The organism is Streptomyces sp. NPDC052773, assembly GCF_044547145.1.
In the GTDB taxonomy this organism is placed as follows: Bacteria; Actinomycetota; Actinomycetes; order Streptomycetales; family Streptomycetaceae; genus Streptomyces.
This window is the reverse complement of the sequence record NZ_JBITZX010000005.1, coordinates 28,053-41,307: the sequence shown is the minus strand read 5'-3', so window position 1 is coordinate 41,307 and position 13,255 is coordinate 28,053. Positions and strand designations below refer to the sequence as shown.

Here is a 13,255-nt window from a genome sequence, read left to right as displayed (position 1 = left end):
CGCACAGCCGTACGGACACGTACGGCTGTCAGCCATCGACATTTACTAGGACGTCCTAGTAAATTCGAAGGTATGGACGCTGACGCCATCGAGGAGGGTCGCCGACGCTGGCAGGCCCGGTACGACGCAGCGCGCAAGCGCGACGCGGATTTCACCACGCTCTCCGGAGACCCCGTGGAACCGGTGTACGGTCCCCGGCCGGGGGACGTCTACGAGGGCTTCGAGCGGATCGGGTGGCCCGGGGAGTTCCCCTTCACGCGCGGCCTGTATCCGACCGGGTACCGGGGGCGGACGTGGACCATCCGGCAGTTCGCCGGATTCGGGAACGCCGAGCAGACCAACGAGCGGTACAAGATGATCCTGGCCGCCGGCGGCGGCGGCCTCTCCGTGGCCTTCGACATGCCGACGCTGATGGGGCGTGACTCCGACGACCCGCGCTCGCTCGGCGAGGTCGGCCACTGCGGGGTGGCCATCGACTCCGCGGCCGACATGGACGTGCTGTTCCGGGACATCCCGCTCGGGGACGTCACCACCTCGATGACCATCAGCGGGCCCGCCGTGCCCGTCTTCTGCATGTACCTGGTGGCCGCCGAGCGGCAGGGCGCCGACATCTCGCGCCTCAACGGCACGCTCCAGACGGACATCTTCAAGGAGTACATCGCCCAGAAGGAGTGGCTCTTCCAGCCCGAGCCCCATCTGCGCCTCATCGGCGACCTGATGGAGTACACCAGCGCCAACATCCCCGCCTACAAGCCCCTCTCCGTCTCCGGCTACCACATCCGCGAGGCGGGCGCGACGGCCGCGCAGGAGCTGGCGTACACGCTGGCCGACGGTTTCGGGTACGTGGAACTGGGGCTCTCGCGCGGGCTCGACGTCGATGTCTTCGCGCCCGGACTGTCCTTCTTCTTCGACGCGCACGTCGACTTCTTCGAGGAGATCGCCAAGTTCCGCGCCGCGCGCCGGATCTGGGCCCGCTGGATGCGCGACGTCTACGGCGCGAAGAACGAGAAGGCGCAGTGGCTGCGCTTCCACACCCAGACCGCCGGCGTCTCGCTGACCGCGCAGCAGCCGTACAACAACGTCGTGCGGACGGCCGTCGAGGCCCTGGCCGCGGTGCTCGGCGGGACCAACTCGCTGCACACCAACGCGCTCGACGAGACCCTGGCCCTGCCGAGCGAGCAGGCCGCGGAGATCGCGCTGCGCACCCAGCAGGTGCTGATGGAGGAGACCGGCGTCGCCAACGTCGCCGACCCGCTGGGCGGTTCCTGGTACGTCGAGCAGCTCACCGACCGGATCGAGGCGGACGCCGAGAAGATCTTCGAGCAGATCAAGGAGCGCGGCCTGCGGGCCCACCCCGACGGGCAGCACCCCATCGGGCCGATGACCTCCGGCATCCTGCGCGGCATCGAGGACGGCTGGTTCACCGGCGAGATCGCCGAGTCCGCGTTCCGCTACCAGCAGGCTTTGGAGAAAGGCGACAAGAAGGTCGTGGGCGTCAACGCCCACACGGGGTCGGTCACCGGCGACCTGGAGATCCTGCGCGTCAGCCACGAGGTGGAGCGGGAGCAGGTGCGGGTGCTCGCCGCGCGCCGCGCCGAGCGCGACGAGGCCCGGGTCCGGACCGCGCTCGACGGGATGCTGGCCGCCGCCCGCGACGGCTCCAACATGATCGAGCCCATGCTGGAGGCCGTGCGCGCCGAGGCGACCCTGGGCGAGATCTGCGGGGTGCTGCGCGACGAGTGGGGCGTGTACACCGAGCCCGCCGGGTTCTGAGCCGAGCCGAGTGGAGCCGGGGGCGGGTGCCGACGCGCCCGCCCCCGAACGCTTTTCCTAGGCGGACAGCCCCTGGAGCAGAAGCCGGGTGAAGCTGCGCACCCAGTCCTCGTCCACCGGCTCCGCGCTGACCAGTTCGCGGTGGACCACCGCGCCCGCCACCACGTCGAAGATCAGGTCCGCGGTGCGGGCCGCGTCCTCGGGATCGGTCTCGGGAGGCAGTTCGCCGCGTCGCTGCGCGCGGGCGCGGCCCTCCAGGACCAGGCGCTTCTGGCGGTCGACGATCGAGGTGCGGATCCGCTCGCGCAGGGCGGCGTCGCGCGTGGATTCGGCCAGAACCGCCATCAGTCCGCTCTTCGCCTCCGGCCGCGCCAGGATCGCGGCGAACTGGAGGATCACACCCTCGATGTCGGCGGCGAGCGTGCCCCGGTCGGGGAGGCGGAGTTCGTCGAACAGTTCCGCGACCGCGTCGACGACCAGCTCGTTCTTGCCCGCCCAGCGGCGATAGAGCGTCGTCTTCGCAACCCCGGCGCGGGTCGCGACGTCTCCCAGGGTGAGTTTCGACCAGCCGAGTTCCACCAGGGCCGCCCGGGTCGCGGCCAGGATGGCGGCGTCGGCGGCGGCGCTGCGTGGGCGTCCGGCGCGGCCGGCGGGGGTGCGGCTCTGCATGGCGTCGACCATATCCGGCCGTCCGCAAGCGTTTCGTGGCCACAGTGAGCGAGATCACCGGTGCGGGGTGTCCGGAGGAGCGCGCCCGGTATTACGCTACGACTCGTAGCGAAAGCGTGTGCGTCCGAACGGACACGGCACACGTGAGCGATGACCACAGGGCGTGGGGTGGGGACCCGGCGCCGGCTTTTGACACCGCTTTTCACACACGCGCGGGAACGGGGGAGGATAGACGCATGCAGCCACGGAACATGTCCATGAGCGGCGTCGTCGACCTCGCCGCGGTCAAGGCGGCCCAGGAGGCCAAGGCGAAGGCGGAGCAGGCGCGCGCCCAAGCGGCCCGCCAGGGCGGGGGCGGGGCCGTCTCCCCGGCCGATCTCGTCATCGACGTCGACGAGGCCACCTTCGAACGCGACGTCCTCCAGCGCTCCACCGAAGTCCCGGTCGTCATCGACTTCTGGGCCGAGTGGTGCCAGCCCTGCAAGCAGCTGAGCCCGGTCCTGGAGCGGCTGGCCGTCGAGTACAACGGGCGCTTCGTCCTCGCCAAGATCGACGTCGACGCCAACCAGATGCTGATGCAGCAGTTCGGGATCCAGGGCATCCCGGCCGTCTTCGCGGTCGTCGCGGGGCAGGCGCTGCCGCTCTTCCAGGGGGCCTCTCCGGAGCCGCAGATCCGGCAGGTCCTCGACCAGCTGGTCACCGTCGCCGAGCAGCGCTTCGGCCTGACCGGTCTCACCGTCGACCCGGAGGCCGAGCCCGGCGCGGCCGAGCCGCCCGCGCAGCCGGCCGGTCCGCACGAGACCGCGCTGAACGCCGCCGCGCAGGCGCTGGACGCGGGCGACCTGGGCGGGGCCATCCAGGCGTACAAGAACGTGCTCGCCGACGACCCGGCCAACCCGGAGGCCAAGCTCGGCCTCGCGCAGGCCGAGTTGCTCCAGCGGGTGCAGGGCATGGACCCGCAGCAGGTGCGCAAGGACGCCGCCGAGAAGCCGGCCGACGTCCAGGCGCAGATCGCCGCGGCCGACCTGGATCTGGTCGGCGGGCATGTCGAGGACGCGTTCGGTCGGCTCATCGAGACCGTCGGGCGCACGGCCGGCGACGACCGGGACGCGGCCCGGGTGCGGCTGCTGGAGCTGTTCGAGGTCGTGGGGGCCGACGACCCGCGGGTGACCGCGGCCCGCAGAGCGCTGGCACGCGCTCTGTTCTAGCCCTTTTACGGCCCTTTCCAGCCGTGTTCCGCAAGGGGCGCGGCTGCCCTCGTGGCGCCGAAGCGGCCGCGCTTTGCCAAATCTTGGCAATCGCGGCCGCTGTTACTGCCAGTAAGTCGGGGGCGTGGTTCTGTCGGATTCCATCCCGACATTCCTTCTTTTGTCCTCCCACCCGACTGCACCCAGCGTCGCCGAGCGAGACCGGCGGGTCGTTGTTCGGTTATCCGGCCGTTACTAGCGAGTAACGAACCCCCTTGTGCGGGCGGCGAGAATGCACCACGATCGGCGACGCTCGGTCCATTCCCAGCACCCGACAGCCGGTCGGGTCACGGGATTTCCTGGGTCCCCACCGAGCAGAGCCGTCGCCCGAGGCGCCGGCTCTTGGACAGGGGGGTCTTCGCCAGCGGGCGAAGCCTGTCCGGCAGGGTTGTGCGTGATGCGTGTCAGGCGCGACCAGTGGTTGTCGCTCGGGGGTGATCGCCGGTGATTCGGGCGCGGTACGCGCCGCCGAGTGCGGGCGCTCTCCTTTCCGAGGACGTAGCACTTCTCCCATCCCTGCCCCGCTGAGCCGCCGTAGGGGGCCAGTCCGGGCCAGGAGATGTACGTCCGAGAAGGAGGAAATATGGAGTCCCAGGTGCGTGGTGGGACCAGATGGAAGCGGTTCGCCGTGGTCATGGTGCCCAGCGTGGCCGCCACGGCGGCGATAGGCGTCGCCCTCGCGCAGGGCGCTCTCGCCGCGTCGTTCAGCGTTTCCGGACAGTCGTTCAAGGTCACGACCGAGCGTCTCGACGGCACGGGCTTCGTGCAGTACGGCGCGCTCGACGAGGGCTACACGCTCGACGGCAAGAAGACGGTTCACCCCGTCGCCGTCTCGGCGTTCCAGTCCGCGACCATCAGGAACATGTGTCAGTCGGTCGTCACACCGAACATCCCGGTGCTCGGCAACGTCAGCCTGATCCTGCGGGCGGGCCAGGGCAAGGAGCCGGTCAAGGCCGAGAACCTCTACATCGACGTCGCCGAGCTGGAAGGTGACGCCGTCTTCCGGGGCATCGACATCGGTGTGGCCGCCAAGGACGCCACCAAGGGTCCGGGCATGAAGGGCGGCAAGGAGCAGTCGAACCCGTACGGCTTCGCCCAGCAGGCCGACTCGGTCACCCTCACCGACGTGAAGCAGACGGCGTGGGCGACCACCGCCGGAACCTTCAAGCTCAGCGGCCTGAAGATGTCGCTGTCGACGGGTGTCAAGGAGTGCTACTAAGCACTCGCTGACGGGCGGGGGAGCCACCGGCCTCCCCGCCCGTCAACTCTCCGACTCTGCATCCGCAGTACCACTCACCACGGCAACGCCGTTCCAGGGAGCTGTTTTCCATGAGCGCCGAGACTCCTGCCGCGCCCGGCACCGACGAGCACTACCTCCGGGTCTTTCGGCGGAACTTCCGCGCCTGGCGGGGCACCCGGCCGTTCTGGGCCGGCCTGTTCGTCATGCTCGGCGGACTCCCCATCGCCTACTTCCCGTACGCAAATCTCCGGCTCGGTCATCTGACGCTGGCGATGGCCACCACGGCGGGTGCCGGATCCCTGATCATCGGGGTACTGCTCGTCGTCCTGGGCATCAGCCTCTGGTTCCAGAAGCACGTCCGGGTCTTCGCGGGCGTCGCCGCGATCCTGCTGGCGCTGGTATCGATCCCCGTCTCCAACCTCGGCGGCTTCCTCATCGGCTTCCTGTTCGCCCTGATCGGCGGCGCGATGGCGGTGTCCTGGGCCGAGGACGCGCCGCCCGCGCAGCAGCCGGCGGACGCCGAGGGAGCGGCCGTCGCCCCCATGGGCACCGCCACGCAGGCCCCGGTCACGGACACGGACACGGTGGGTGCATCCGACGATCTGTCGGGATCCAGCCCCGGCAACGAGGCGAACGGGAGGCACAGTGCCGGCTGACGAGGTGACCCACGGGGCCGATGTGGGCGAGTCCCGTGTGAGAACCGGGCCGCGCCACGCGGCACCCAAGAAGCCGTTGTTCACCAGGTTCCACATGCCGGCCGGCAAGGCGATAGCCCTCGCGGCGATGCCCACCGCGGTCCTGATGGGGATGGGGTTCACGCCGAAGCTCGCCCTCGCCGAGGACCAGCAGCCGGCGTCGCGCAGCCTGACGGCCGACGAGTACAAGGAGTGCGTGGCGGCCCTCGAGGACGCCGAGAAGGGCGAGACCCCCACGGCCACGCCGTCGCCGTCCGCCTCGGCCGGCGCGAGCGAGAGCCCGTCGGACGGCGGCGCCGAGCCGACCCCGTCGGCGACGTCCGGCTCCGGCGACCAGGACTCCGGCTCCGGCAACTCCGGCTCGGGTGACGGCTCTTCGGCGGATTCAGGTTCCGCCGACGGGTCCGGGCCCGCGCCGTCCGCCTCCGCGTCCGCCGAGGCGCCGGTGACCAAGGATCCGCAGAGCGCCCCCACGCCCTCGCCCACCGAGACGCAGAAGGGCGTGCTGGAGACCGTCGGCGACACCGTCACCGGGGTCGTGGACGGTGTCGTCGACGGCATCACCGGCGGCGGCGCGCAGGAGTCCCCGAGCCCCAGCCCGTCCCCGTCCGCCTCGGCGAGCCCGAGCCCGAGCACGGGCCAGGGAGAGGACTCCGGCACCGGCAGTGGCACCGGCGGCGAGGACCCGGTCAAGGACACCACGGACCAGGTCACCGACGACGTGCGGGACACCGCCGACGACGCCGGGGACACGGCGTCCGAGGCGCCCGGGGCCGTCCCGGAGGCCACCGAGTCCGCCGGCGAGGCGACGGCCACCCCGTCGCCGTCGGCGAGCCCGAGCACGGACCCGGACGACTGTCCGGCCGCCACCGACGCGGAGGGCGGTGTCGACAACACCGTGCCGCTGCCCGACGACCCGTGGTTCCTGGACGCCAGCTCGCTGACGCTGAAGGGCGCCGACTACAAGGGCATCGTCGAGGTGCGCACCGCCAACGGCACGGTCAAGAAGGTGCTGAAGTACGTCATATCCGACGGCACCGACATCGGCGACCTGCACCAGACGGTGAAGGACGAGCTGACCGGCAAGACCTACCACGTGCAGGCGGCCAAGGGCTCGACGTCCACCATCCGCGACGGCGAGACGGTCATGTACACCGAGCGCATCTCCGGCAATCTGCTGGGGCTGATCCCGGTGACGTTCGACCCGGAGCACCCGCCGCCGCTCAACATCCCGCTGATCTACTTCACGAAGGTGAAGGTGCAGCAGGCCGGCCAGTTCGGCGGCACCCTGCACGTCCCCGGGCTGCATCAGTACGTCACCGACTGACCAGCCCCGCCGACCCGTTCGGGAGCCGCACAGCACCGAGGGCGCCCCCTGTCGCAGGGGGCGCCCTCGGTGTCGTACGCGCGAAGGACGGGGTGGCGTCAGTTGCGGTCGCCCTCGCCCAGGTGGTGCACCCGGACCATGTTGGTGGTGCCGGGGACGCCGGGCGGGGAGCCGGCGGTGATGACCATGATGTCGCCGGGGTTGAAGCGGTTGAGCTTCATGACCTCCTGGTCCACCAGGTCGACCATCTCGTCGGTGCTGTTCACGAACGGCACGACGTTGGGCTCCACGCCCCAGCTGAGCGCCAGCTGGTTGCGGGTGGACTCGTCGGTGGTGAAGGCCAGGATCGGCTGGGAAGCGCGGTAGCGGGACAGCCGGCGGGCGGTGTCACCGGACTTGGTGAACGCCACCAGGCCCTTGCCGCCGAGGAAGTCGGCGATCTCGCAGGCGGCGCGGGCCACCGAACCGCCCTGGGTGCGCGGCTTCTTGCCCGGGACCAGCGGCTGCAGGCCCTTGGCGAGCAGCTCCTCCTCGGCCGCCTGGACGATCTTCGACATCGTCTTGACGGTCTCGATCGGATACGCGCCCACGCTGGACTCGGCGGAGAGCATGACCGCGTCGGCGCCGTCCAGGATCGCGTTGGCCACGTCGGAGGCCTCGGCGCGGGTCGGACGGGAGTTGGTGATCATCGACTCCATCATCTGGGTCGCCACGATCACCGGCTTGGCGTTGCGGCGGCACAGCTCGATGAGCCGCTTCTGCACCATGGGGACCTTCTCGAGCGGGTACTCGACGGCCAGGTCGCCGCGGGCGACCATCACGCCGTCGAACGCCATCACGACGTCCTCCATGTTGGCCACCGCCTGCGGCTTCTCCACCTTGGCGATGACGGGGACCCGGCGGCCCTCCTCCTCCATGATCTTCCGGACGTCGTGCACGTCGTTGGCGTCCCGGACGAAGGAGAGGGCGACCAGGTCGCAGCCCATGCGCAGCGCGAACCGCAGGTCCTCGACGTCCTTCTCGGACAGCGCGGGCACGTTGACGGCCGCGCCGGGCAGGTTGATGCCCTTGTGGTCGGAGATGACGCCGCCCTCGATGACGATCGTCTTCACCCGGGAGCCGTCGACCTCGGTGACCTTCAGCTCGACGTTGCCGTCGTTGATCAGGATCTGGTCGCCCTTGGACACGTCACCGGGCAGACCCTTGTAGGTCGTGCCGCAGATCGTCTTGTCGCCCGGGACGTCCTCGGTGGTGATGGTGAACTCGTCACCGCGCACCAGCTCGACCGGGCCCTCGGCGAAGGTCGCGAGCCGGATCTTCGGGCCCTGGAGGTCGGCGAGGACACCGATGGCCCGGCCGGTCTCCTTGGCCGCGGCCCGGAGTCGGTCGTACCGCCCCTGGTGCTCGGCGTGGGTGCCGTGGCTGAAGTTGAAGCGGGCCACGTTCATGCCGGCTTCGATCAGCGCGACCAGTTGCTCATGGGAGTCGACCGCGGGGCCGAGAGTACAGACGATTTTCGAACGGCGCATGGGGCGATCCTATCGGTTTGTTTCGCTGCGGAATATTCCGGCTGGCGGAAAATACAAAAGGGCGGGATGCCGCTCAGGTGAGAATCGATCAGCCATTTACCAGCGCGTACGTCTGAGTCGCAATCTCCAGTTCCTCGTCGGTCGGGACCACGGCGACCGCGACCCGGGCGTGCTCGGGCGAGATCAGCCGCGGTTCGCTGCTGCGTACGGCGTTCAGCTCGGCGTCCACCGCCAGGCCCAGCTCCTCCAGGCCCGCCACGGCCGCCTCCCGCACGGGTGCCGCGTTCTCGCCGACCCCGGCGGTGAAGGCGACCGCGTCCACCTTGCCGAGCACGGCGTAATAGGCGCCTATGTACTTCTTCAAGCGGTGAATGTAGATGTCGAAGGCGAGTCGCGCCTGTTCGTCGCCCTCGTCCACCCGTCGGCGGATCTCCCGCATGTCGTTGTCACCGCACAGGCCGATGAGGCCGCTCTTCTTGTTGAGAAGAGTGTCGATCTCGTCCGTGGACATTCCGCCAACACGCATCAAATGGAAGATGACAGCCGGATCCAGGTCGCCGGAGCGGGTACCCATCACCAGCCCCTCCAAAGGCGTCAGTCCCATGGAGGTGTCCACGCAACGACCGCCCCGGACGGCGGAGGCGGACGCCCCGTTGCCCAGGTGCAGCACGATGACGTTCACCTCTTCGGGTGCCTTGCCCAGCAGCTTCGCGGTCGCCCGGGAGACGTAGGCGTGCGAGGTGCCGTGGAAGCCGTAGCGGCGGATGCGGTGCTCGTCGGCGGTCTTCACGTCGATCGCGTAGCGCGCGGCCGACTCCGGCATCGTGGTGTGGAACGCGGTGTCGAAGACGGCGACCTGCGGCAGATCGGGCCGCAGCGCCATCGCCGTGCGGATACCGGTCAGGTTGGCCGGGTTGTGCAGCGGGGCGACCGGGATCAGCCGCCGGATCTCGGCGAGCACCGTGTCGTCGATGACGGTCGGCTCGGTGAAGTGCTTGCCGCCGTGCACCACCCGGTGGCCTATCGCGGCCAGCTCGGGCGAGTCGAGGCCGAGGCCGTCCTTGGCCAGTTCCGCGGAGACGGCCTTCAGCGCGGCGTCGTGGTCGGCGATCGCGCCCGTCCACTCCCGGCTCTCGCCGCCGGTGTGCAGCGGGGTGTGCTTCAGGCGCGAGGTCTCCTCACCGATGCGCTCGACGAGGCCCACCGCCAGCCGGCTGCTGTCACGCATGTCCAGCAGCTGGTACTTCACCGACGAGGAGCCGGAGTTCAGGACGAGGACACGGGAGGAGCTCACTGCTGGGTTGCCTTCTCGATCGGGGACTGGGCCTGGATCGCCGTGATGGCGACGGTGTTGACGATGTCCTGGACGAGCGCGCCCCGGGACAGGTCGTTGACGGGCTTGCGCAGACCCTGGAGCACCGGGCCGACGGCGATCGCCCCGGCCGAGCGCTGCACGGCCTTGTAGGTGTTGTTACCTGTATTGAGGTCCGGAAAGATCAGAACCGTTGCCTGCCCGGCGACCTCGGACCCGGGAAGCTTGGTCGCGGCGACGGACGGCTCCACGGCGGCGTCGTACTGGATGGGACCCTCGATCTTCAGATCCGGCCGGCGCGAGCGCACCAGCTCGGTCGCCTCGCGCACCTTGTCGACGTCGGCGCCGGAACCGGACGTACCGGTGGAGTACGACAGCATCGCGATCCGCGGCTCCACCCCGAACCGGGCAGCCGTGGTCGCCGACTGGACGGCGATGTCCGCGAGCTGCTCGGCGTTCGGGTCCGGGTTGACCGCGCAGTCGCCGTAGACGAGCACCTTGTCGGCGAGGCACATGAAGAAGACGGACGAGACGATCGACGCCTCCGGCTTGGTCTTGATGATCTCGAAGGCCGGGCGGATGGTCGCGGCGGTGGAGTGCACCGACCCGGACACCATGCCGTCGGCGAGGCCTTCCTCGACCATCAGGGTGCCGAAGTAGTTCACGTCGGACACGACGTCGTACGCCAGCTCCACGGTCACGCCCTTGTGGGCGCGCAGCCCCGCGTACAGCTCGGCGAAGGAGTCCCGCAGCTCGGACTTGGCCGGGTCGATCAGCTGGGAGTCGCCGAGGTCGATGCCGAGGTCGGCGGCCTTCTTGCGGATCTGGTCGACCGGCCCGAGCAGGGTCAGGTCGCAGACACCGCGCCGCAGCAGCACCTCGGCCGCGTGCAGCACCCGCTCCTCGGTGCCCTCGGGGAGGACGACCCGGCGCTTGTCCGCGCGGGCCTGCTCCAGCAGCTTGTGCTCGAACATCATCGGGGTGACGCGGTCGCTGCTCGGCGCGGAGACCCGCTTGTTCAGGTCGGCGGTGTCGACGTACCGCTCGAACAGGCCGAGCGCGGTCTCCGCCTTGCGCGGGGTGGCCGCGTTCAGCTTGCCCTCCAGGGAGAACAGCTGTTCGGCGGTGGGGAAGCTGTTGCCGGACACCGAGAGCACCGGGGTGCCGGGGGCGAGGCGGGCGGCGAGGGTGAGGACGTCGTCGCTCGGCACCTCGTTCAGGGTGAGCAGGACGCCCGCGATCGGCGGGGTGCCGGCGCTGTGCGCGGCCAGCGAGCCGACCACCAGGTCCGCCCGGTCGCCGGGGGTCACCACCAGGCAGCCCGGGGTCAGGGCGCCCAGGAAGTTCGGCAGCATGGCGCCGCCGAAGACGAAGTTCAGCGCGTCCCGGGCGAGCCCGGAGTCGTCGCCGAGCAGCACCTTGGCGCCGAGCGTGTGGGCGATCTGGGAGACGGTCGGCGCGGACAGGGCCGGCTCGTCGGGGAGCACCCAGCAGGGCACGGGCAGCCGGTCGGCGAGCCGCTCGGCTATGTGATCGCGCTCCTCGCGGGCCACCCGGTTGCTGACCATGGCGAGCACGTCGCAGCCCAGGCCGTCGTAGGCGCGGTAGGCGTTGACGGTCTCGGCGAGCACCGCCTCGGCGGTCTGCTTGCGGCCGCCCACGACCGGGATCACGGACGCGCCGAACTCGTTGGCGAGCCGCGCGTTGAGCGACAGCTCGTCGGGGAACTGCGTGTCGGCGTAGTCGGTGCCGAGGACGAGGACGACGTCGTAGTCCCGGGCGACCAGGTGGAAGCGGTCGACGAGGCCGGCGACCAGCTCGTCCGTGCCCCGTTCGGCCTGGAGCGCGGAGGCCTCCTGGTAGTCCATGCCGTAGACGGTCGCCGGGTCCTGCGACAGCCGGTACCGGGCGCGCAGCAGTTCGAACAGCCGGTCGGGCCCGTCGTGCACGAGGGGACGGAAGACACCCACCCGGTCGACCTGCCGGGTCAGGAGCTCCATGACCCCCAGCTCGACGACCTGGCGGCCGTCGCCGCGGTCGATACCGGTCACGTACACGCTGCGCGTCACGCGTGCTCTCCGTTCCTTCTTGAGTGGGTTTCGTCTCGTGTGGGGTACAAAAATCGCCCACCGAGGTGAGCAGAACCCTCTTGACAATACCTCCGGCGATGGATAAGGCGCCCGTCAAGAGCGGTGAGCGGCACCGGGGGGTGGGACGTGAAACAATCGGAAGTGGCTCACCGGTATCAACAGCGAGCAGGAGACACAGCACGATGCGTATCGGAGTCCTCACCGCAGGCGGCGACTGCCCCGGCCTGAACGCAGTGATCCGGTCGGTCGTGCACCGAGCGGTCGACAACTACGGCGATGAGGTCATCGGTTTCGAGGACGGATACGCGGGCCTGCTGGAGCGCCGCTACCGCAGCCTCGATCTCAACGCGGTCAGCGGCATCCTCGCGCGCGGCGGCACGATCCTCGGCTCCTCCCGCCTGGAGCGCGACCGGCTGCGCGAGGCGTGCTCGCGGGCCGGCGACATGGTCGAGGACTTCGGCATCGACGCGCTGATCCCGATCGGCGGCGAGGGCACCCTGACGGCGGCCCGGATGCTGAGCGACGCGGGCCTGCCGGTGGTCGGCGTCCCGAAGACCATCGACAACGACATCTCCTCCACCGACCGCACCTTCGGCTTCGACACGGCCGTCGGCGTCGCGACGGAGGCCATGGACCGTCTGAAGACGACGGCCGAGTCCCACCAGCGCGTGATGGTCGTCGAGGTCATGGGCCGCCACGCCGGCTGGATCGCGCTGGAGTCCGGCATGGCCGCCGGCGCGCACGGCATCTGCCTGCCCGAGCGCCCCTTCGACCCCGCGGACGTGGTCAAGAGGGTCGAGGAGCGCTTCGCCCGCGGCAAGAAGTTCGCCGTCATCTGCGTCGCCGAGGGGGCCCACCCCGCCGAGGGCACCATGGACTACGGCAAGGGCGCGATCGACCAGTACGGCCACGAGCGCTTCCAGGGCATCGGCACCGCCCTCGCCCACGAACTCGAGCGCCGCCTCGGCAAGGAGGCCAAGCCGGTCATCCTCGGTCACGTCCAGCGCGGCGGCACGCCGACGGCGTACGACCGCGTGCTCGCGACCCGCTTCGGCTGGCACGCGGTGGAGGCCGCCCACCGGGGCGAGTTCGGCAACATGACCGCGCTGCGGGGCACCGACATCGTGATGGTGCCGCTGGCGGAGGCGGTCACGGAGCTGAAGACGGTGCCGAAGGACCGCATGGACGAGGCGGAGTCGGTCTTCTAGGGCCCCTTTCCCGGGTCCGGCTTTTCCCAGGGTCCCTCTTCGAACCGATCCGGCCCGCAGCGGGCAGGACGCAGGTGTGACCGCCGCCTCGCAGGAGGCGGCGGTCTTCTCTCGTACCCGGGCGATCTCAACGAATCCACCACCGCGCCGGGCCGCCCGGCTGTA

General features: G+C 70.2%; 10 protein-coding genes. 6 read left to right on the top strand and 4 right to left on the bottom strand.

What is annotated here, in order from left to right; genetic code table 11:
• Positions 1-72 precede the first annotated feature (72 nt).
• A complete protein-coding gene (locus ACIG0D_RS12955) occupies positions 73-1,773 on the top strand; it encodes a methylmalonyl-CoA mutase (RefSeq protein WP_399799381.1) in 1,701 nt (566 codons plus the stop codon).
• 57 nt (positions 1,774-1,830) lie between these two features.
• Here ACIG0D_RS12955 and ACIG0D_RS12950 read toward each other — a convergent pair whose 3' ends face one another.
• Positions 1,831-2,442 carry a TetR/AcrR family transcriptional regulator gene (locus ACIG0D_RS12950; protein WP_399799378.1) on the bottom strand — a complete coding sequence of 204 codons (612 nt, stop codon included), beginning with the start codon at positions 2,440-2,442 and terminating at the stop codon, positions 1,831-1,833.
• Between the two features lie 236 nt (positions 2,443-2,678).
• Here ACIG0D_RS12950 and ACIG0D_RS12945 point away from each other — a divergent pair, with 236 nt between their 5' ends.
• The 4 genes from ACIG0D_RS12945 to ACIG0D_RS12930 all read left to right on the top strand — a co-directional run bounded on the left by ACIG0D_RS12945 (position 2,679) and on the right by ACIG0D_RS12930 (position 6,951).
• Positions 2,679-3,650: a tetratricopeptide repeat protein gene (locus ACIG0D_RS12945; RefSeq protein ID WP_399799376.1), complete on the top strand. Its 972-nt coding sequence runs from the start codon at positions 2,679-2,681 to the stop codon at positions 3,648-3,650.
• 622 nt (positions 3,651-4,272) lie between these two features.
• Positions 4,273-4,908 (top strand): DUF6230 family protein, encoded by a 636-nt coding sequence (locus ACIG0D_RS12940; protein ID WP_399799373.1) that lies wholly within the window; start codon positions 4,273-4,275, stop codon positions 4,906-4,908.
• Positions 4,909-5,018: 110 nt separating this feature from the next.
• On the top strand, positions 5,019-5,585 hold the full coding sequence (locus tag ACIG0D_RS12935) for a DUF6114 domain-containing protein (RefSeq protein WP_399799371.1): 567 nt from the start codon (positions 5,019-5,021) through the stop codon (positions 5,583-5,585).
• Complete coding sequence (locus tag ACIG0D_RS12930) at positions 5,575-6,951, top strand: hypothetical protein (protein ID WP_399799368.1); 1,377 nt, start codon at positions 5,575-5,577, stop codon at positions 6,949-6,951. The genes ACIG0D_RS12935 and ACIG0D_RS12930 overlap by 11 nt, the downstream gene beginning before the upstream one ends.
• Before the next feature lie 98 nt (positions 6,952-7,049).
• On the opposite strand, the gene pyk is transcribed toward ACIG0D_RS12930, so the two are convergent.
• The 3 genes from pyk to pta all read right to left on the bottom strand — a co-directional run bounded on the left by pyk (position 7,050) and on the right by pta (position 11,861).
• Entirely contained in the window at positions 7,050-8,480 is a 1,431-nt protein-coding gene (pyk, locus tag ACIG0D_RS12925) for a pyruvate kinase (protein WP_399799366.1), read from the bottom strand.
• An 88-nt stretch (positions 8,481-8,568) separates the two neighbouring features.
• Positions 8,569-9,774, bottom strand: a complete 1,206-nt coding sequence (locus ACIG0D_RS12920) for an acetate kinase (protein WP_399799363.1) — start codon at positions 9,772-9,774, stop codon at positions 8,569-8,571.
• Entirely contained in the window at positions 9,771-11,861 is a 2,091-nt protein-coding gene (pta, locus tag ACIG0D_RS12915) for a phosphate acetyltransferase (protein ID WP_399799361.1), read from the bottom strand. Before pta ends, ACIG0D_RS12920 begins: the two co-directional genes overlap by 4 nt.
• 203 nt (positions 11,862-12,064) lie before the next feature.
• On the opposite strand from pta, the gene ACIG0D_RS12910 reads away from it, so the two are divergent.
• Entirely contained in the window at positions 12,065-13,090 is a 1,026-nt protein-coding gene (locus ACIG0D_RS12910) for an ATP-dependent 6-phosphofructokinase (protein WP_399799359.1), read from the top strand.
• The last annotated feature ends 165 nt before the right edge of the window (positions 13,091-13,255 follow it).

Bases quoted from the DNA above. Each gene is read 5' to 3' on its own strand.
- ACIG0D_RS12955 (WP_399799381.1), top strand. From the start codon at position 73: ATGGACGCTGACGCCATCGAGGAGGGTCGCCGACGCTGGCAGGCCCGG.
- ACIG0D_RS12950 (WP_399799378.1), bottom strand. From the start codon at position 2,442: ATGCAGAGCCGCACCCCCGCCGGCCGCGCCGGACGCCCACGCAGCGCC.
- ACIG0D_RS12945 (WP_399799376.1), top strand. From the start codon at position 2,679: ATGCAGCCACGGAACATGTCCATGAGCGGCGTCGTCGACCTCGCCGCG.
- ACIG0D_RS12940 (WP_399799373.1), top strand. From the start codon at position 4,273: ATGGAGTCCCAGGTGCGTGGTGGGACCAGATGGAAGCGGTTCGCCGTG.
- ACIG0D_RS12935 (WP_399799371.1), top strand. From the start codon at position 5,019: ATGAGCGCCGAGACTCCTGCCGCGCCCGGCACCGACGAGCACTACCTC.
- pyk (WP_399799366.1), bottom strand. From the start codon at position 8,480: ATGCGCCGTTCGAAAATCGTCTGTACTCTCGGCCCCGCGGTCGACTCC.
- ACIG0D_RS12910 (WP_399799359.1), top strand. From the start codon at position 12,065: ATGCGTATCGGAGTCCTCACCGCAGGCGGCGACTGCCCCGGCCTGAAC.